Origin of the sequence: Dysosmobacter welbionis (genome assembly GCF_005121165.3) — a bacterium.
Taxonomy (GTDB): Bacteria; Bacillota; Clostridia; order Oscillospirales; family Oscillospiraceae; genus Oscillibacter; species Oscillibacter welbionis.
Map to the genome: position 1 here is coordinate 2871461 of NZ_CP034413.3, position 18483 is coordinate 2889943.

The 18483-nt window shown below is 62.8% G+C and carries 17 protein-coding genes and 2 pseudogenes; 17 read left to right on the top strand and 2 right to left on the bottom strand.

Annotated features, from left to right (window positions below; all coding sequences use genetic code 11):
• The first annotated feature begins 179 nt into the window (after positions 1-179).
• The 12 genes and pseudogenes from EIO64_RS14995 to xdh all read left to right on the top strand — a co-directional run bounded on the left by EIO64_RS14995 (position 180) and on the right by xdh (position 12412).
• Positions 180-1160 carry a 2-keto-3-deoxygluconate permease gene (locus EIO64_RS14995; RefSeq protein WP_021749723.1) on the top strand — a complete coding sequence of 327 codons (981 nt, stop codon included), beginning with the start codon at positions 180-182 and terminating at the stop codon, positions 1158-1160.
• A 45-nt stretch (positions 1161-1205) separates the two neighbouring features.
• Positions 1206-1496 carry a UxaA family hydrolase gene (locus EIO64_RS15000; protein WP_021749724.1) on the top strand — a complete coding sequence of 97 codons (291 nt, stop codon included), beginning with the start codon at positions 1206-1208 and terminating at the stop codon, positions 1494-1496.
• A gap of 16 nt (positions 1497-1512) precedes the next feature.
• Complete coding sequence (locus EIO64_RS15005; protein WP_021749725.1) at positions 1513-2676, top strand: UxaA family hydrolase; 1164 nt, start codon at positions 1513-1515, stop codon at positions 2674-2676.
• A gap of 177 nt (positions 2677-2853) precedes the next feature.
• On the top strand, positions 2854-6399 hold the full coding sequence (nifJ, locus tag EIO64_RS15010) for a pyruvate:ferredoxin (flavodoxin) oxidoreductase (RefSeq protein ID WP_136891555.1): 3546 nt from the start codon (positions 2854-2856) through the stop codon (positions 6397-6399).
• Positions 6400-6699: 300 nt separating this feature from the next.
• The gene (locus EIO64_RS15015; RefSeq protein WP_025544504.1) at positions 6700-7116 is read left to right on the top strand and encodes a putative ABC transporter permease; all 417 of its coding nucleotides are present in this window, start codon (positions 6700-6702) and stop codon (positions 7114-7116) included.
• Positions 7117-7143: 27 nt separating this feature from the next.
• Complete coding sequence (locus tag EIO64_RS15020; RefSeq protein ID WP_025544505.1) at positions 7144-7440, top strand: hypothetical protein; 297 nt, start codon at positions 7144-7146, stop codon at positions 7438-7440.
• Between the two features lie 35 nt (positions 7441-7475).
• A complete protein-coding gene (locus tag EIO64_RS15025) occupies positions 7476-7811 on the top strand; it encodes a hypothetical protein (protein WP_136891556.1) in 336 nt (111 codons plus the stop codon).
• A 1-nt stretch (position 7812) separates the two neighbouring features.
• Positions 7813-8001, top strand: a complete 189-nt coding sequence (locus EIO64_RS15030) for a hypothetical protein (RefSeq protein WP_021749732.1) — start codon at positions 7813-7815, stop codon at positions 7999-8001.
• Complete coding sequence (locus EIO64_RS15035; protein WP_136891557.1) at positions 7998-8618, top strand: YcbK family protein; 621 nt, start codon at positions 7998-8000, stop codon at positions 8616-8618. The genes EIO64_RS15030 and EIO64_RS15035 overlap by 4 nt, the downstream gene beginning before the upstream one ends.
• Before the next feature lie 111 nt (positions 8619-8729).
• Positions 8730-8912, top strand: coding sequence for a hypothetical protein (locus EIO64_RS15040; RefSeq protein WP_136891558.1), 183 nt, complete (start codon positions 8730-8732; stop codon positions 8910-8912).
• Between the two features lie 165 nt (positions 8913-9077).
• On the top strand, positions 9078-9725 hold the full coding sequence (locus tag EIO64_RS15045) for a thiamine diphosphokinase (RefSeq protein ID WP_119310712.1): 648 nt from the start codon (positions 9078-9080) through the stop codon (positions 9723-9725).
• A gap of 135 nt (positions 9726-9860) precedes the next feature.
• Positions 9861-12412: pseudogene (gene xdh, locus EIO64_RS15050) on the top strand (selenium-dependent xanthine dehydrogenase).
• Between the two features lie 45 nt (positions 12413-12457).
• Here the strand turns inward: xdh and EIO64_RS15055 are convergent.
• Complete coding sequence (locus EIO64_RS15055) at positions 12458-12727, bottom strand: DUF1905 domain-containing protein (RefSeq protein ID WP_021749737.1); 270 nt, start codon at positions 12725-12727, stop codon at positions 12458-12460.
• Positions 12724-13323, bottom strand: a complete 600-nt coding sequence (locus EIO64_RS15060; RefSeq protein ID WP_119310714.1) for a nucleotidyltransferase family protein — start codon at positions 13321-13323, stop codon at positions 12724-12726. The genes EIO64_RS15055 and EIO64_RS15060 overlap by 4 nt, the downstream gene beginning before the upstream one ends.
• Before the next feature lie 86 nt (positions 13324-13409).
• On the opposite strand from EIO64_RS15060, the pseudogene xdhA reads away from it, so the two are divergent.
• The 5 genes and pseudogenes from xdhA to EIO64_RS15085 all read left to right on the top strand — a co-directional run bounded on the left by xdhA (position 13410) and on the right by EIO64_RS15085 (position 18481).
• A pseudogene (gene xdhA, locus EIO64_RS15065) lies at positions 13410-15703 on the top strand (xanthine dehydrogenase subunit XdhA).
• 15 nt (positions 15704-15718) lie between these two features.
• Positions 15719-16600 (top strand): xanthine dehydrogenase subunit XdhB, encoded by an 882-nt coding sequence (gene xdhB / locus EIO64_RS15070; RefSeq protein ID WP_136891559.1) that lies wholly within the window; start codon positions 15719-15721, stop codon positions 16598-16600.
• Positions 16600-17109, top strand: coding sequence for a xanthine dehydrogenase subunit XdhC (gene xdhC, locus EIO64_RS15075; protein ID WP_021749741.1), 510 nt, complete (start codon positions 16600-16602; stop codon positions 17107-17109). The genes xdhB and xdhC overlap by 1 nt, the downstream gene beginning before the upstream one ends.
• A gap of 127 nt (positions 17110-17236) precedes the next feature.
• Entirely contained in the window at positions 17237-17860 is a 624-nt protein-coding gene (locus EIO64_RS15080) for a TetR/AcrR family transcriptional regulator (protein WP_021749742.1), read from the top strand.
• Between the two features lie 132 nt (positions 17861-17992).
• Entirely contained in the window at positions 17993-18481 is a 489-nt protein-coding gene (locus EIO64_RS15085; protein ID WP_021749743.1) for a hypothetical protein, read from the top strand.
• Positions 18482-18483 lie beyond the last annotated feature (2 nt).

Below are 18483 nucleotides of genomic sequence, written 5' to 3' on the forward strand. Positions count from 1 at the left end.
CCGTCCGGCGGCTGGGACAGGATCCGTGGCCAGAGTCCCTGACAACGGGGCTTTTTTAAGATAAATCCCTTTGGTGTGACGGCCCGCATGATCGGCCGCTCATGCGGGGAATGCTCGCAAATGGCCAGGGGAGAGGCCCTCTGCCCCCCCAGCAAACAAATTGAGGAGGAAGAAAGACCATGATCATGCGATTCCTGAAAAAGATCCCCGCAGGTATGATGGTCGTCCCGATGCTGCTCGGCGCGATTATCAATACCTTCCTTCCGGAGGTCACCAACATCGGCTCCTTCACCACCGCCGTCTTCACCAGTGCCGGCGCCAACACCGCCATCGGTATCCAGCTGTTCTGCCTGGGCACCACGCTGCGGGTCCGGGACATGGGCGGCGTTGTCAAGCGGGGCGGTGTGCTGCTGATCTCCAAGTTCGTCATCGGCGCCGCCATCGGCATTGTGGTGGGCAAGGTGTTCGGCCCCACTGGTGTGCTGGGCCTGAGCTCTCTGGCCATCATCTCCGCCGTCACGAACTCCAACGGCTCCATCTATCTGGCCCTGATGAACTCCTACGGTGACACCGTGGACCAGGCGGCCATGCCTCTGCTGGCCATCAACGACGGCCCCATGCTGACCATGATCGCTATGGGCATCGGCGGCCTGGCCGATATCCCCTTCATGGCCCTTGTGGCTGCTATCGGCCCCATCCTGGTGGGTATGATCCTGGGCAACATCGACAAGGACCTGTCTGACTTCCTGGCCCCCGCCGGCACCATCCTGCTGCCCTTTGTGGGCTTCTGCCTGGGCGCTGGCATGAACCTGACCAACATCGCCAAGGGCGGCGCGCAGGGCATTCTGCTGGGCCTTGTCACCTGCCTCATCGGCGGCGCCTTCATTGTGCTGTGCGACCGCTTCATCAGCCGCCGTCCCGGCTATGCCGGCTGGGCTGTGGCAACCACCGCAGGCAACGCCGTGGCAGTGCCCGCCGTTATCGCCGAGGCGGATCCCTCTTGGGCGCAGTGGGCGGATGTGGCCACCTCTCAGGTGGCGGCGTCTGCCATCCTGACCGCCATTCTGGTCCCCATCATTACCTCTTGGTGGGCCAAGAAGTTCGGCTGCCCCAAGTTCCCGAAAGACGAGGCACAGAAAGCCCTGTTTGAGAAGCACTGATTCCCATTACACATATTCGTTGAGGAACGAAAGGAGTATTACATTATGTTGAACGGCATGATCGTTGAGCCCGTGGACAACGTGGTGGTCGCCATCGAGCCCGTGAAGAAGGGCGAGACCGTCACCTACATGTGCGCGGGCGAGGAGAAGCGCCTGACTGCGGCGGAGGACATCACCATCTATCACAAGCTGGCTGCCTGCGACATCGCCAAAGGCCAGCCCATCGTCAAGTACGGCGAGCACATCGGCCTGGCGGCCCGGGACATCAAGGCCGGCGAGCACGTGCACTGCCACAACCTGGAAGAGCACCGGGAAAACCTGGACAGCAAGGGCTGAGAAGGAGGATACGAGTATGAATTTCTACGGTTACAAGCGTCCGGACGGCCGCGTGGGCGTCCGCAACAAGGTCCTGATCCTGCCTGCCAGTGTCTGCGCCTCTGATACCACCCGTATCATCTCCCAGCAGGTGGTGGGCTCCGTCACCTTCAACAACCAGTTGGGCTGCTCCCAGGTGGCTCCCGACCAGCAGTTCACCATGGACGTTATGGCCGGCTATGCCGCCAACCCCAATGTCTACGGCACCGTGGTGGTGTCCCTGGGCTGCGAGAACTGCCAGATGGACCTGGTGGTGAAGGCCATCCAGGAGCGCACCAACAAGCCCCTGAAGCAGGTCATCATCCAGGAGGCCGGCGGCACCCTGAAGGCCATCGACATGGCCGTCCGCTACGCCAAGGAGATGGTGGAGGAGGCCTCCCTGCTGCAGAAGGAGGAGTTCCCCATGTCCGAGCTGATTATCGGCACGGAGTGCGGCGGCTCTGACCCCACCAGCGGCCTGGCGGCCAACCCCCTGATCGGCCAGCTCAGCGACCTGATTGTCAAGGAGGGCGGCACCTCCATCCTGTCTGAGACCACTGAGTTCATCGGCGCCGAGCACCTGCTGGCCCGCCGCGCCATCAACAAGGAGGTTCACGACCGCATCTTTGAGATCGTCCACCGCTATGAGGACTCCCTGCGCCTGGTGGGCGAGGAAGTCCGTGAGGGCAACCCCTCTCCCGGCAACAAGGCCGGCGGCCTGACCTGCCTGGAGGAGAAGTCCCTGGGCTGCATCCACAAGGGCGGCCATAGCCCTGTCATGGCGGTCTATGACTACGCCAAGCAGGTGGAGGCCAAGCAGGGCCTGGTCATCATGGATACCCCGGGCAACGACCCCTCCTCTGTGGCGGCCATGGTGGCCGGCGGCGCCCAGATTGTGGTGTTCTCCACCGGCCGCGGCACCCCCACCGGCAATCCCCTGGCCCCCGTCATCAAGATCACCGGCAACAAGCTGACCTACGCCAATATGATTGACAACATCGATGTGGATGCCTCTCCCCTGATCTACGGTACCAAGACCATCGAGGAGCTGGGGCAGGAGCTGTTGAAGCTCACGCAGGAAGTGGCCTGCGGCAAGCAGACCAAGGCCGAGTCTCTGGGTTATACCGAGATGGCCATCGCTCGCGTGTGCAACTTCGTGTAAGCTCTGCTGGACGTCGCGCATAGAAGTAAAGAGAATCCATCATGCAGCCGCGGCGGTACGATATGCAAATCCCCCCTTATCGTGCCGCCGCGGCTTTTCACAAGCACCCACCCATCTGCCGGGCGGGATCGCCGCAGGGAAATGCGGCGCATTTTATAACAGGAGATGAGTATACCGATGAAAAAGAAATTTGCCGTCATGGACGGCAATACGGCCGCGGCCCATGTGGCATACGCGTTCACAGAGGTCGCGGCGATCTATCCCATCACCCCGTCCTCTCCCATGGCGGAGAAGGTGGACGAGTGGTCCGCCAAGGGGCGGAAGAACCTGTTCGGCTCCACGGTGGACGTCATCCAGATGCAGTCTGAAGCCGGCGCCGCGGGCACCTGCCACGGCTCCCTGCAGGCCGGCGCTCTGACCACCACCTTTACATCCTCCCAGGGTTTGATGCTGATGATCCCAGCCATGTACGCCATGGGCGGCCAATTCCTGCCCAGCGTCATGCACATCGCCTCCCGCGTGGTGACCAGCAACCACCACTCTATCTTCGGCGATCACACCGACTTCATGACCTGCCGCACCACCGGCTACGCCATGCTGATGTCCTCCTGCCCCCAGGAGGCCATGGACCTGGGCGCGGTGGCCCACCTGTCCGCCATCAGCGGCAAGTACGCCTTCATGCACTGCTTCGACGGCTTCCGCACCTCTCATGAGATGCAGCGGATCGAGGCGTTGGACTATGAGGACCTGCGTCCTCTGGTAGACCAGGAGGCCCTGCAGGAGTTCCGCCGCCACGCCCTGAACCCGGAGCACCCCACCAACCGGGGCAACAACGTGAACCCCGACGTGTACTTCCAGTGCAAGGAGGGCGCCAACGTCAAGGCCGCCTCCATCCCTGACACGGTCCAGCATTACATGGACGAGATTAACAAGCTCACCGGTCGGGACTACAAGCTGTTCAACTACTACGGCGCGCCTGACGCGGAGGAGGTCATCGTGGTGATGTGCTCCGCCAGCGAGGCCGTGAAGGAAACCGTGGACTACCTGAACGCCAAGGGCCGCAAGGTGGGCATGGTGCAGATCCACCTGTACCGGCCCTTCTCCGTGAAGCACTTCGCAGCGGCCATCCCCGCCACGGTGAAGAAGATCGCCGTGTTGGACCGGTCCAAGGAGACCGGCTCCGTGGGCGAGCCCGTGTATCTGGACGTGGTCACCGCCCTGAATCAGGCGGGCCGCGGCGACATCCGTGTGGTGGGCGGCCGGTACGGTCTCAGCTCCAAGGACACCACCCCGGGCCAGTTCATCGCCGTGTATGACAATCTGAAGCTGGAGAATCCCAAGAACAGCTTCACCATCGGCATCAACGACGACGTGACTCACACCTCTCTGGACTACAAGGAGGTGGAGCTGCCTCATCCCGGCGAGGTTTCCTGCAAGATCTGGGGCCTGGGCGGCGACGGCACGGTGGGCGCCAACAAGAACGCCATCTCCACCATCGGCCTGGTGGCCAACAAGTACGCACAGGCGTATTTCTCCTATGACTCCATGAAGTCCGGCGGCCTGACCCAGAGCCATCTGCGCTTCGGTGACGAGCCTATCCGCTCCACCTATCTGGTGTCCTCCGCGGACTTTGTGGCGGTCCATGCCCCCACCTATGTCAACAAGTACGACACCACCGAGGATCTGAAGGACGGCGGCATCTTCCTGCTGAACTGCCCCTGGAGCGCGGAGGAGCTGGAGACCCGCCTGCCCGGCAAGATGAAGCGGGACCTGGCCCGGAAGCACGCCAACTTCTACATCATCGACGCCGCCAAGCTGGCGGTGCAGGTGGGCCTTGGCGAGAAGCGGACCAACAACATCCTTCAGGCTGCCTTCTTTGCCCTGACCAAGGTCATCCCCCTGGATATGGCCGTGGAGGACATGAAGAAGAACAACTACAACTCCTATTTCAAGAAGGCCGGCCAGAAGATCGTGGATCTGAACGACAAGGCCGTGGATCTGGGCATCAGCGCCGCTGTGAAGGTGGAGATCCCCGCCTCCTGGGCGGACGCGCCTGACACTCCCATGGCCGAGCCCAAGAACGCCTCTGCCTTTGTCCGTGACATCGTGCTGCCCATGGACCGGCAGCAGGGCGACAAGCTGCCTGTGTCTGTGTTCCAGAAGCACGGCGTGCTGGACGGCACCTGGGAAAACGGGACCTCCGCTTTCTCCAAGCGGGGCGTGGCAACCAAGGTGCCCAAGTGGAACGCGGAGAGCTGCATCCAGTGCAACCGCTGCGCCATGTGCTGCCCCCACGCCGCCATCCGGCCCGTGCTGCTGGCCGAGGAGGAGAAGGCCCAGGTGCCCGCGTCCTTTGAGACCGTGCCCGCCAAGGGCCTGGGCAAGGACGCCCCCAGCTACTTCTTCCGGATGCAGGTCTCTCCCTATGACTGCCTGGGCTGCGGCGTGTGCCTGACCGCCTGCCCGGCCAATCAGAGCGACAAGACGGCGGACGCCCTGGTGATGACCCCCTTCGAGGAGATGAAGTCCGAACAGGCGAACTTCGACGAGGTCGCCATGAACGACAAGTACCTGAAGAAGGATGTGATCAACAGCAAGACCGTCAAGAACATGCAGTTCGCCAAGCCGTACTTCCAGTTCTCCGCCGCCTGCGCCGGCTGCGCCGAGACCACCTACATCAAGCTGCTGAGCCAGATGGTGGGCGACCGGATGTACGCGGGCAACGCCGCAGGTTGCTCCTCCGCCATCTCCGGCGGCGCGCCCATCCTGCCCTACTGCAAGGACAGCCAGGGCCGCGGCCCCGCCTGGGAGCACTCCCTGTTTGAGGACAACGCCGAGTTCGCCTACGGCTTCTTCCACGCTCAGGATGCCATCCGCAAGGAGCTGCTGATCCGGCTGGAGAGCATGAAGGACGCCGACATCGCCCCTGCGGAGATCGAGGACTACATCAACAACTGGAACGACGGAGAGAAGTCCCGCGCCGTGTCCGACGCCCTGATCGCCGCCCTGGAGAAGTGCGAGCAGACCGAAGATGTGTCCTATATCCTGGAGAACCGTGAGTATCTCTCCAAGAAGTCCATCTGGGCCATCGGCGGCGACGGCTGGGCCTACGACATCGGCTTCGGCGGCATCGATCACGTCATGGCCCAGAACCGGGATGTGAACCTGCTGGTGCTGGACACCGAGGTGTACTCCAACACCGGCGGCCAGTCCTCCAAGTCCACCCCCACCTCCGCCGTGGCCAAGTTCGCCGCCGGCGGCAAGCAGGTGGCCAAGAAGGACCTGGGCGCCATCCTGATGACCTACGGCTATGTGTATGTGGCCCAGGTGGCCATGGGTTATGACCAGGCCCAGACCCTGAAGGCCCTGCGGGAGGCGGAGTCCTATCCCGGCCCCGCCATCGTCATCTGCTACTGCCCCTGCCTGGAGCAGCATATCAAAGCCGGCATGAGCTGTACCCAGGACGAGATGAAGAAGGCGGTGGAGTGCGGCTACTGGCACCTGTACCGGTATGATCCCCGGCGCATCGCCGAGGGCAAGAACCCCTTCCAGCTGGACTCTCCCGCGCCCGATACTGACAAGCTCATGGACTTCCTCATGGGCGAGAACCGCTTCGCCTCTCTGAAGAACAACTTCCCCGAGCGGGCGGACGCCCTGTACCAGAAGGAGATCGCCGACGTCAAGGCCCGGTACCAGAAGTACCGCAAGATGGCGGAGGACTGATTTCCGAAGGAACAGATCAAATACAGATGCCCCGGCGCCGGTTACGGCGCCGGGGCGTTTTCTCTGCGCTGCGGGCATTCCTGCCCGCGGCGCTTTTTGTGGTGAGCGGAGGGAGAGATGCATATAACCTGGAAGAGAGGAAGGCGGGAAAAGAAATTTCCGCCGCGTTGCACGCCGCCGTGCGCGCCGGCCGGGAAATAAAGGATATGGTTGACGGCTCCGGCTATGCATAGCGGAGCCGCCGGAAAGGCACGATAGCGGTTGAAGCCAAGCGAATTTCAGAGCAGGGAGGACACGAACGTGAAGAGATGGCACAAGGCCTTGATCCTATCGCTGATGGGCGGGGATCTCTACTGCATGGTGGAGCTGATCTGGCGGGGGCACACCCACTGGAGCATGTTTCTGCTGGCGGCGATGCTGAGTCTGCCGCTAGATTTGGCCAACGAGCACATGGCCTGGGAGCGGCCCCTGTGGCTCCAGGCGCTGATCGGGGGCAGCGTCATTACCTTGGCGGAGCTGGGAGCCGGGCTGATCCTGAACGTCTGGCTGAAGCTGGACATCTGGGACTACTCCCGCCTGCCGGGGAACCTGTGGGGACAGGTGTGCCTGAAGTACGCCCTGCTGTGGGTGGTGCTGGCGGGGACCGCCATCGTGCTGTTCGACTGGATGCGGCACTGGCTGTTTCAAGAGGAGCGGCCCCACTACCGCTGGATCTGAGAGGAGGGATGCAGGATCGGAACGGAGGTGCTCTGCGCGCTGATCGCCGGAGCGGCTACCGTACTGGCGGCTGGGGCGGAATACCGCTCCCGGAAGAGTGCCAGGCGAGCAGAGGCCCGGGCAGCGCGCCGGGCTACGGAGAGCAGGCTGGCTATGGATCTGATGTACGCCACCTGTTCGTTGTCCCTGACCACGGCCAAAAAGTTGGCGGGTCAACATACCAACGGCGACGTGGAGGAGGCCATGCGTGCAGCGGAGACGGCCCGCACGGCGTATATCGGCTTCGTCCGCAGCGAGGCGGCCCACAGCGTCAGTAAAATTTGAGCCGGGCAGGACCCGGAGAGAGGATGGTACATAAGATGAAAACCCTGGAGGAAGTGCTGTACGATTACACCAGAGGAGAGAAGACTCTGGAGGAGGCCAACAAGGCCCTGAAGGAGCTGGGGTGCGGGCTCACCCTGGACCCCACCCGCAATCTCTTCTCCGCCCGGGAGCTGCTGGAGACCCGGGCGGGAGAGACGCCGGACGAGGCCAACGGCTGGGGCATTCTGGACCACGGTGTGGGCAGCCTGGAAAAGGTCCATGTGGTGAACGGCCGCACGGTGGACGTGGACATGGGCCAGGAGACCGCCTATGTCTATATGCCCGGAAAGCGATACCGCCTGCGGGGCGATGTGCTGACGGAGGAGGACTGAGATGGAGCTGCTGACACAGCGCTTGGCCAGCCTGCTGACGGTGAAGAGTCTGGTGACGGTGATTCTGACGGCGGTATTTGCTGCCATGGCCGGAACGGGCCGGGTGACCGCGGAGCAGTTCTTGACCGTGTTCACCGTGGTGATCGCTTTTTACTTCGGCACGCAGGCGGAAAAGCGGGCCCGGGAATGAGCGTGGGGACATACAGCCTTGCCCGGGAGGGGGACAAGCTGCTGTCCCCCCACTTCCGGGTGCGGGAGTTCGCCTGCCGGGACGGGGCAGACCTGGTGAAGATCGACACGGATCTGGTGGAGCTGCTGGAGCGGATCCGCACTGCCGCCTGCGGGGCGGTGACCGTCAACAGCGGGTACCGCACCGCTTCTTACAATCAGAAGGTGGGCGGCGCCAGAGCCAGCCAGCACCTGCTGGGCAGGGCGGCGGATATTCAGGTGAGCGGTGCCTCGCCCCTGCTGGTGGGGCAGATAGCGGAATACTATCTGGGCGGACACGGTGGGATCGGCGTCTATCAGACCTTCACCCATGTGGACACCCGGACCGCACGAGCCAGATGGGACCAGCGGAGCGGACGGGAGGTGGCCGTCTCCGGCTGGCCCGGCTGGCGGCCCAAGGAGGAAGCAGTCATGGACAACATCCCCAGCGCGTATGCGGAGGAAGCAGTGGCCTGGGCCGTGGAAAACGGCCTTTTGCAGGGCAGCGAGGCGGGGAACCTGATGCTCTCCCAGCCCGTCACCCGGCAGCAGCTGGCAGCGGTGTTGTACCGCTTTGCAAAGCTGGAGGGGCAGACCTGATACATTATTAAAATATAGGGTTTCCAGAATGCGGCGGCGTTTCCGGGCTTTTCCGGAAACGCCGCCGCATGATTCCGCAGATTTCACAAATGCTAGAGCCGGGGTGATTGTATGCGGCAGGCACAAGCTCCGCAGAGGAAGTCCCCCAGCCGAACGCCCGCCCTGCGGATCGAGCCGGAAAAGCGGCTCTGTCCGGCCTTTGACCCGGTCAGCATCGCCACCTTCCCGGTGGCGGAGCCGGAAGAGATGGGCTATCGGGTGCTGGACAACTTCTGTGAGGAGCATATCCAGTAAACGGAGGAGCCGTGTCCGGGCGCTGCCTGGATGCGGCTCTTCTGTCAGGAAGTTCTGTTTGTCATGGGCGCGGAATCATGGTACAATGGCTGTAAGGACAGCCGCTGGATTTCACGGCACGGCGGCCGCGTGACATCTCAATGAACAAGACGGGGAGTGGACCCATTGAAACGATGCTTCATTTTTGCCGCAGGCACCTATTACGGCCTGCGGGAGCGGCCCCAGACAGGGGACCTGGTGCTGGCGGCGGATGCCGGGTATCTGGCCTGCCGCCAGGCGGGGATCACCCCGGATCTGCTGCTGGGAGACTTTGACTCCATGGATCAGCCCGCGGACTTTGACCATGTCCGCCGGGTGCCGGTGGAGAAGGATGACACGGACACCATGCTGGCTGTGAAGACGGGGCTGGAGCAGGGCTGCGGCGAGTTTTACATTTACGGCGGCACCGGCGGCAGGCGGCTGGACCACACCCTGGCCAATCTGCAGACACTGCTGTATCTGCGCCGCCATGGGGCCAGGGGATACCTCTATGACAATGATTTTGTGTGGACGGCTGTGGAGAATGAGACCATCACTGTGGAGCAGACGGTGGAGTGGGGCCTGCTCTCCGTCTTCTGCCTGGGTGCACCGGCCTCCGGCATTGACGAGAAGGGTGTGCAGTATCCCCTCTCCCACGCCTCCCTTTCGGCGGAGTTCCCCCTGGGCGTCAGCAACCACATCATCGAGCCCAAGGCCCGGATCACCGTCCGGAAGGGCGCCCTGATCGTGGGGTGGGAGCTGCCGTCTGGTGGCGTTGTTTCCGAGATAAAATAGCGTGCCGGACAAAGTTCAGTTGCGGCGGCAAGAAAGTTATTGTATAATAGAGACAGCGGAAAGGTCGACCTTTCCGAAAGAACACCGATGACCGTGGGACCAGGGTTGGGCACGGCAGTCAAGGAGGAACTTGCCATGGCAAAATTTACCGTGAACGGCCGGGCCGTGACAGTGGAAAACAACCAGAAGCTGCTCCGCTACCTGCGGGATACCCTGCATCTCACCAGTGTAAAGGACGGCTGCAGCGAGGGCGCCTGCGGCACCTGCACAGTGCTGATCGACGGTAAGCCCACCAAGGCATGCATCCCCCAGACCGATAAGCTGGAGGGCAAGTCCATCGTCACGGTGGAGGGGCTGACCGATTTTGAAAAGCAGGTCTATACCTACGCCTTCGGCATGGCGGGGGCGGTTCAGTGCGGCTTCTGCATCCCCGGTATGGTGATGAGCGCCAAGGGATTGCTGGATATGAATCCCAATCCCACCCGGGAGGAGGCGGCCTACGCCATCCGAAACAATATCTGCCGCTGCACCGGCTATGTGAAGATCATTGATGCGATTCTGCTGGCCGCCGAGCTGTTCCGCAAGGGCGAGGTGCCGCCGGCTCCCGCTGATTGGTCCCTGGGGCAGCGGGTGCCCCGGGTGGACGTGGAGGAGAAGGTCACTGGCACCGGCATCTATCCCGACGACATCTATCTGGACGGCATGATCTACGGCAGCGCCGTCCGGTCCCAATACCCCCGGGCCCGGGTGCTGGCCATCCACACGGAGGAGGCCAGGGCCCTGCCCGGTGTGGTGGGGGTCTTTACGGCGGAGGACATCCCCGGGCAGAACAAGGTGGGCCATTTGGTGAAAGACTGGGACACCATGATCGCCGTGGGGGATATCACCCATTACTTGGGTGACGCCATCTGCCTGGTGGCGGCGGAGACACCGGAGATCCTGGCCCAGGCCAAGGCCCTGGTGAAAGTGGACTATGAGGAGCTGCCCATGGTCCGCAGTCCCCGGGAGGCCATGCTGCCAGACGCTCCCCTGGTCCACCGGACCGGGAACCTGCTGACCCACAAGCACATCCAGCGGGGCAACCCGGCAGAGGCCATCGCCAAATCGAAGCATGTGCTGACCCAGCACTTCTCCACACCCTGGACGGAACACGCCTTCCTGGAGCCGGAGTGCGCCGTGGCCTATCCCGACGGGGACGGGGTCATGATCCTCTCCACAGACCAGGGCGCCTACGACACCCAGCACGAGACCATGGGGATGCTGGGATTGCCGGCGGAAAAAGTGAAGGTCCGCAACTGCCTGGTGGGCGGCGGCTTCGGCGGCAAGGAGGACGTGACGGTCCAGCACCACGCCGCCCTGATCGCGTACCTGACCAAGCGCCCGGTGAAGGTGAAGCTCACCCGGGCGGAGAGCATTCTGATCCACCCCAAGCGTCACCCCATGGAGATGGAGTTCTCCATCGGCTGCGACGAGAACGGCATCATCCAGGGCGTGGCCGCCGAGGTCATCGCCGACACCGGGGCCTACGCCTCTCTGGGCGGGCCGGTGTTGGAGCGGGCCTGCACCCACGCCGCCGGTCCCTACAACTACCAGAATTTTGAGATCGACGGCTGGGCCTATTATACCAACAACCCTCCCGCCGGGGCCTTCCGGGGCTTCGGTGTCACCCAGACCTGCTTCTGCATCGAGAGCCTCTTAAACCAGATGGCGGACATCGTGGGCATTACCCCTGGGAGATCCGCTACCGCAACGCCATTCGCCCGGGACAGGAGCTGCCCAACGGCCAGATCGTAGACAACTCCACCGGCCTGGTGGAGACGCTGGAGGCGGTGAAGCCCTATGTGGAGAATAACCAGTACGTGGGCCTGGCTTGCGCCATGAAGAACGCCGGCGTGGGCGTGGGCATCCCGGACACCGGCCGGTGCCGCCTGGTGGTGGAGGACGGCAGGCTCCACATCTTTGCCGGTGCCTCCTGCATCGGCCAGGGCCTGGGCACGGTGCTGACACAGATGGTCTACGAGCAGACGGGCATTCCCCGGGACAGGATCGTCTACGAGCGGTCCAACACCTACTGCGCGCCGGACTCCGGCACCACCTCCGGCTCCCGCCAGACGCTGTTCACCGGCGAGGCGGTCCGCCGGGCCTGCCAGGATCTGAAGGAGGCCATGGGGGCCTCCGGCGGTCTGGACGCCCTGAACGGTCAGGAGTTCTATGGCGAATACCTGGGAAAGACGGACCCTCTGGGGGCCCCGGTGCCCAACCCCGTCAGCCACGTGGCCTACGGCTACGCCACCCAGGTGTGCATCCTGGACGACGAGGGGAAAATCCGCCAGATGGTGGCTGCCCACGATGTGGGCAAGGCCGTGAATCCCCTGTCCATCGAGGGGCAGATCGAGGGCGGCGTGGTGATGAGCATGGGCTTTGCCCTGACGGAGCGGTATCCCCTCACGGACTGCAGGCCCACCGCCAAATACGGCACGCTGGGCCTGTTCCGGGCCAACCAGATCCCGGAGATCACCCCCATCATCGTGGAAAAAGCGGGACTGAACGTGGCCTGCGGCGCCATCGGTATCGGCGAGATCACCTCCATCCCCACAGCCCCAGCCATTGCGGACGCCTACTACCGCTACGACGGCAAGTTCCGTACCAGTCTGCCCCTGGAGGGCACGCCTTACAGCCGTAAATAACAAGCGCCGCGGCGGTACTTCCGCCGCGGCCTGTCCGAATCTGCGTTACCCCCGCTCTCGCACTGTCACATGGACGGTGTCTCCGGGCTGCTTCCCGATTTGGGCCCGGATGTCCTTGCGCATCCCCAGGATGTGGCCGGGAGTGCCCATCCGCACCAGGCTCCCCGCGTAGGGGACGCCGTCAAAGGTGGCAGCCACCTTGACTCGGCCCTTACCGAATAGCGCCTGTACGTCATGGGGGAATTCTACATAGGCTCCGTCGATGTCCGGAACTTTCCGGATCACCGCATCGAATTCATAGACGGTTGGATTCATACCTGCTCCTCCGCTTTCAATTCCTCCAGGGCTTGGGCGGTATCCACGTCGCGGAGCTCCTCCGCCGGGACGTCCAGAAGGAGGAGATCCGCCTCGTGCCGCCGGATAACGGTGTTGCCGCCGTGGTCCTCCCGCAGCTCCAGCAGCTCCGGAAAGAACCGGGCAGGGAAGAGGCAGGGATTGCCCCGCACGCCGCCGTGGCCCAGAGCGACGATCTTCTCCGGCCGGGTGCGCCAGCGGTCCACCAGCTCTGCCACGCTCTCACGCCGCAGGAGGGGCTGATCGCTCACCTGGAACAGCACCCCGTCACAGTCCCGCAGAGCCGTCAGGCCCAGTTCGATGGTGTGGCTGATGCCGTAATCCGGGTGGGGATTGTGGATGGCGGCGAAGTGGAACTCCCCGGCCAGCCGCATGACCTCCGGGTATTGAGTCACCACCACGACTTTGTCAAACTTCTCGGCCGGGACGGCTTCCAGCGCCCGGAGGATGAGACTCCTGCCCCGCAGCTGGGCGGCCAGCTTATTTTCCCCAAACCGCCGGGCGTTGCCGGCGGCCATGACCACACAACCGATTTTCGGCTTGTTTTCCACATCCATCACCTCATTTTATCAGTAGTATATCCGCTTTCGCCGTGTCCAGTCAATGGGCGGCGGAACTTTGATCAAAAAAGGAGGCTTGCCTGATGAGCAAAAGCGTCGGCAAAAGCGTCACCCGTGTGGACGCCTATGAAAAAGCCACGGGCCGCGCCAAGTATGTGGCGGACCTGTGCGATCAAAGCGCCCTGGTGGCCAGGATCCTGCACGCCACCATCGCCCACGGCTACGTGAAGTCCATCGACACTACGGAGGCTGAGGCCGTTCCCGGTGTGGTGAAGGTCCTGACTTGCTTCAACGTGCCCGATTACCGCTTCCCCACAGCGGGACACCCCTGGTCCACAGATCCCGCCCACCAGGACGTGGCGGACCGGCTGCTGCTGAACCGTCACGTGCGGTATTACGGCGACGACATCGCCGCCGTCATCGCGGAGAACGAGATAGCTGCCGCTCAGGCCGTCCGGGCGCTGAAGGTGGAGTATGAGGAGCTGCCCTTCGTTCTGGACGTGCAGAAGGCCATGGAGCCGGATGCCCCACAGATCCACGAGGACTGCCCCGGCAATGTTCTGAAGCACACAGATATCCGCAGAGGCGACTATCAGACCGCCATCCAGGAGCCGGGCCTGATCCGGGTGGAGGGCTGGTACGACACCCCCACTGTCCAGCACTGCCACATTGAAAACCACGGCTGCTTCGCCTATGAGGAGGCGGGCCGGGTGGTGGTGGTCACCTCCACCCAGATCCCCCACATCATCCGCCGGGTGGTGGGGCAGGCACTGGGTCTGCCCTGGGGCAAGGTGCGGATCATCAAGCCCTACATCGGCGGCGGCTTTGGCAACAAGCAGGACGCTCTGTACGAGCCTTTGTGCGCCTGGCTCTCCACCCAGGTGGGGGGACGGCTGGTGCATCTGGAGTGTAGCCGGGAGGAGACCTTTGTCTCTAACCGGGTCCGCCACGCCATCCGCACCCACATCATCTCCTACGTCCGGCCGGACGGCACCCTGGTGGCCCGGAAGTTTGAGGCCTGGTCCAACCAGGGGGCCTACGCCTCCCACGGCCACAGCATCGTGGCCAAGGGCATGGGCGCCTTCCCCCAGCTCTACCCCTGCGACAATTTGGAGTGCGACTGCTGGACGGTCTACACCAACCGCCCCGCCGCCGGCGCCATGCGTGGTTATGGGATCCCCAGGCCATGTGGGCCGGGGAGTGCCACATCGACGATATCTGTCAGGCTATCGGGATGGAGCCTATGGAATTCCGCCGGAAGAATCTGATGCCGGTGGGGTATACCGACGGCTTCTCCAGAAACGAGTTGTACGCCGACACCTTCAACCAGTGCATGGACAAGGGAATGGCGATGCTGGATTACCAGCGGAAATATCGGGAATACCAGAACCAGACTGGCCCTGTCCGTCGGGGCGTGGGCCTTGCGGTGTTCTGGTACAACACGGCTGTGTGGCCCATCTCGCTGGAGTCCTCCTCCTGCCGGATGGTGCTGAACCAGGACGGTTCCCTCCAGTTCCAGACCGGTGAGACGGAGATTGGACAGGGCTGCGACACCGCCTATTCCCAGATGGTGGCGGACGCGGTGGGTATCCCGGTGGAGGACGTCCATGTGGTGTCCACCCAGGACACGGACGTGACGCCCTTCGGCACCGGTGCCTACGCCTCCCGGCAGACGTACATCGGCGGCTTCAGCATCATGCAGACGGCTCAAGCATTGCGGGAGCGGATTCTGCAGATCGCCCACGAGCAGACCCGGATGCCGGTGTCTGTTCTGGATCTGGTGGACGGCAAGATCATCCGCAAGGAGGACGGCCGGGTCCTCAAGACTCTGGGCGAGCTGGCAACGGAGAGCCTCTACTCCCTGGAGCACAGTCAGCACATCACCGCCGAGACCACGGCCCAGATCAAGTCCAACGCCTACTCCTTCGGCTGCTCCTTCGCAGAGGTGGAGGTGGACGTCCCTCTGTGCAAGGTGAAGCTGCTGAATCTGGTCAACGTCCACGACTGCGGCACCCTCATCAACCCGGCGCTGGCAGAGGCCCAGGTCCACGGCGGCATGTCCATGGCCATCGGTTACGGCCTCAGTGAAGAGCTGAAGTTCGACGAGAAGACCGGAAAGCCCCTGAACAACAATCTGCTGGACTACAAGCTGTCCACCTTTATGGACCATCCCACGCTCCAGGCGGCGTTCGTGGAAAACCCGGAGCCCACCTCTCCCTACGGCACCAAGGCCCTGGGCGAGCCCCCGGCCTGTTCGCCGGCGCCGGCCATCCGCAACGCCATCCTGAACGCCACAGGTGTGGCCTTTGACGCATGCCCTATCACGCCCCATGTCCTCTACCGCGGATTCAAAGAGGCTGGGCTGATCGAAGACTAAAGGAGGGAACCACTCATGTATGATATGAAAGCCCTGTATCAGGCGGAGAGCGTTCAGGACGCGGTGGCCCTCCGGGTGGCCCATCCGGATGCCCAGATCATCGCCGGCGGATCCGACGTGCTGGTGCAGATGCGGGAGGGCAAGCGGGCCGGGGTGGAGCTGATCTCCATCTACGGGCTGGATGAACTCCGGGGCGTGACCCTGGAGGCAGACGGCACCCTGCGGATCGGCTCCCTCACCAGCTTTTCCCTCATTACCCGGGATCCCCTGATCCAGAAATACCTCCATGTTTTGGGAGAGGCCGTGGACCAGGTGGGCGGTCCCCAGATCCGCAACATCGGCACCATCGGCGGCAACACCTGTAACGGTGTCACCTCCGCGGACTCCGCCTCCACTCTCCACGCCTACGACGCCATTGTGGAGCTGACGGGACCGGACGGTATCCGCCGCCAGCCCATCCGGGAGTTCTACATCAGGGCAGGCAAGGTGGATATCCGTCCCGGCGAGATCCAAACGGCTATCCTGATCGAAAAAGACAGTTATATTGACACATTTGGCCACTATATAAAGTATGCCATGCGGAATGCCATGGACATCGCCACCCTGGGAACCTCTGTGAACGTCCGCCTTTCCGCCGACAAAAAGACCGTGGAGCGGGCGAGAGTGGCCTTCGGCGTGGCGGGGCCGGTGCCCCTGCGGGCGGCGGCTGCGGAGGAGCTGGCCGCCGGACAGCCGGTGAGCCTGGAGCTGGCGGATCGCTTTGCCCAGGCGGTGAAGGAGGACATCAATCCCCGGGACTCCTGGCGGGCGGCCAAGGATTTCCGGATGCACATCGCGGTGGAGAGCGCCCGGCGGGCGTTCATCGAAGCGGTGAAGCTGGCGGGAGGTGACCTGTGATGGAAAAGCATGTGATGCAGTATCAGACTGTTCACTTCAATCTGAACGGCAAGGACGTGGAACGCACGGTGGACGTGCGGGCCAGCCTGACGGACATGCTCCGCAACGACTTCCGGATGACCTCCGTGAAGAAGGGCTGCGAGGTGGGGGAGTGCGGCGCCTGCAACGTCCTGATCGACGGGGAGGCATACAACTCCTGCATTTATCTGGCCGTGTGGGCGGAGGGCAAGCACATCCGCACCCTGGAAGGGCTGCTGGGCCCTAACGGCGAGCTCAGCGACATCCAGCAGGCCTTTGTGGACGAGGCGGCCATCCAGTGCGGCTTCTGCACGCCGGGCTTTATCCTGACGGCAGTGGAGATCCTGGAGAGCGGCAAGGAGTACACGGACGATGAATTGAGAAAACTCCTCTCCGGCCACCTGTGCCGCTGCACCGGGTATGAGAATATCCTCCGGGCGGTGAAAAAGACCATGTACAAGCGCCTAGGCAAGCCCATGCCGGAGGCGTGAGATCTTCAAAAGCAACCCGGCCGCGCACAGCGGCCGGGTTGCTTTTTGGGGGATGCGCGGCAGAACGGTTTTCTTTTCCCGGGAATTGTGTTATACTGGCACCAGATGAAAAAGGGGAGGGAATGCCATGGCCCGCAAGACCTATACGGAGGAGGACCGGGCCCGGGTGCGGCAGGCTCTGCTGGACACGGGGCTGAATATGGCCGTAAGCAAGGGTCTGAAGGGGCTGCACTTGGCGGAGCTCGCCGCGGCGGTGGGGATTTCCAAGCCCTATTTCTACACGTTTTTTGACTCGCTGGAGGATTTTTCCCTCCAGATGATGGAGGAGCAGCGCTGCCGTCTGCTCCGGCTGCTGGAACAGGAGCTGGCCCGGCCGGAGGGGACCTGGGAGGAGCACGTGGAGTCTTTTTTCCGGACGATCCTCCGCCACCGGGAAAACGGCATCCTGGTGATGACCCAGGGGGAGGAGGCGGATCTGCACAGCCGCCTGACGCCGGAGCGATTCCAGGATTTCCGGCCCGGGCAGCGGGATTTCTTTCTGCGCCTGATGGCGCTGCTGGACATCCGGCAGGAGGACTGCGCCCCTGAGGTGCTGGCGAACCTGGTGTTCTCCTGCCTCCTGATCTATAACTCCGCGCCGGAATCCATGCCATTTCTGTTTCCTTCGCACCTGGAGGAGACGGCGGCGCTGCACGTGAAATTTTTGGTGAACTATCTGGGCTCCCTGCGCAACGCAAAAAAAGACCGCTGATGGGCGGTCTTTTTTTGTGCGCTGATAATTACCCAGTTGCGCAATCCGGTTTCTTTTGGTATGATATCTCATATATTGACCAGATAAAATAAAATGGTCAATATAAAATTGAGATATTAAAGAGGGATTGTCATGGGAATTTTCGGAAAACTCTTCAAGGGACCTGAAATTGACCAGGCCAAAAGCGCGGACAGCAAGCAGAAGATGCGCCGCCTGTTTGACAGCGTGGTGCCCGACGGCGGGCAGTACCAGCTGGTGGCCGCCTATACGGAGGATGCGAAGCGGTTCAACTACGGCCTGGTCCACGGCAGCAAGACTACCTACGGCAGCCTGATCGTGGGCTGGAAGGAGGGGGCGGACCCCACGGTGGTGGTCGTGCCCACAGTTCCGGACCTCTCCGGCTGCGGCGATCCGGAAATCTGCCCCCGTTCCGCAGTCAAAAAGGCCTATCAGAATAAGTACCCCACGGACGCCTTCATCATCTACCCGGATGGGCGTCACTATCTGGCCATCAACACCTTCGAGTGGCTGGAGGATGAGAAGCTGTTCATCTACGTGGACCAGGGACCGGAAGAGCAGGCCTTTGAGACTTTCTTCAAGACCTGTTACGCCACGAAGTGAGG

Excerpts from the sequence above, each read along its gene's own strand:
- EIO64_RS15085 (WP_021749743.1), top strand. The coding sequence starts at position 17,993 with ATGGGAATTTTCGGAAAACTCTTCAAGGGACCTGAAATTGACCAGGCC.
- EIO64_RS14995 (WP_021749723.1), top strand. The coding sequence starts at position 180 with ATGATCATGCGATTCCTGAAAAAGATCCCCGCAGGTATGATGGTCGTC.
- EIO64_RS15035 (WP_136891557.1), top strand. The coding sequence starts at position 7,998 with ATGAGCGTGGGGACATACAGCCTTGCCCGGGAGGGGGACAAGCTGCTG.
- nifJ (WP_136891555.1), top strand. The coding sequence starts at position 2,854 with ATGAAAAAGAAATTTGCCGTCATGGACGGCAATACGGCCGCGGCCCAT.
- xdhC (WP_021749741.1), top strand. The coding sequence starts at position 16,600 with ATGGAAAAGCATGTGATGCAGTATCAGACTGTTCACTTCAATCTGAAC.
- EIO64_RS15040 (WP_136891558.1), top strand. The coding sequence starts at position 8,730 with ATGCGGCAGGCACAAGCTCCGCAGAGGAAGTCCCCCAGCCGAACGCCC.
- EIO64_RS15080 (WP_021749742.1), top strand. The coding sequence starts at position 17,237 with ATGGCCCGCAAGACCTATACGGAGGAGGACCGGGCCCGGGTGCGGCAG.
- EIO64_RS15060 (WP_119310714.1), bottom strand. The coding sequence starts at position 13,323 with ATGGATGTGGAAAACAAGCCGAAAATCGGTTGTGTGGTCATGGCCGCC.
- EIO64_RS15000 (WP_021749724.1), top strand. The coding sequence starts at position 1,206 with ATGTTGAACGGCATGATCGTTGAGCCCGTGGACAACGTGGTGGTCGCC.
- EIO64_RS15030 (WP_021749732.1), top strand. The coding sequence starts at position 7,813 with ATGGAGCTGCTGACACAGCGCTTGGCCAGCCTGCTGACGGTGAAGAGT.
- EIO64_RS15005 (WP_021749725.1), top strand. The coding sequence starts at position 1,513 with ATGAATTTCTACGGTTACAAGCGTCCGGACGGCCGCGTGGGCGTCCGC.
- EIO64_RS15055 (WP_021749737.1), bottom strand. The coding sequence starts at position 12,727 with ATGAATCCAACCGTCTATGAATTCGATGCGGTGATCCGGAAAGTTCCG.
- EIO64_RS15025 (WP_136891556.1), top strand. The coding sequence starts at position 7,476 with ATGAAAACCCTGGAGGAAGTGCTGTACGATTACACCAGAGGAGAGAAG.
- xdhB (WP_136891559.1), top strand. The coding sequence starts at position 15,719 with ATGTATGATATGAAAGCCCTGTATCAGGCGGAGAGCGTTCAGGACGCG.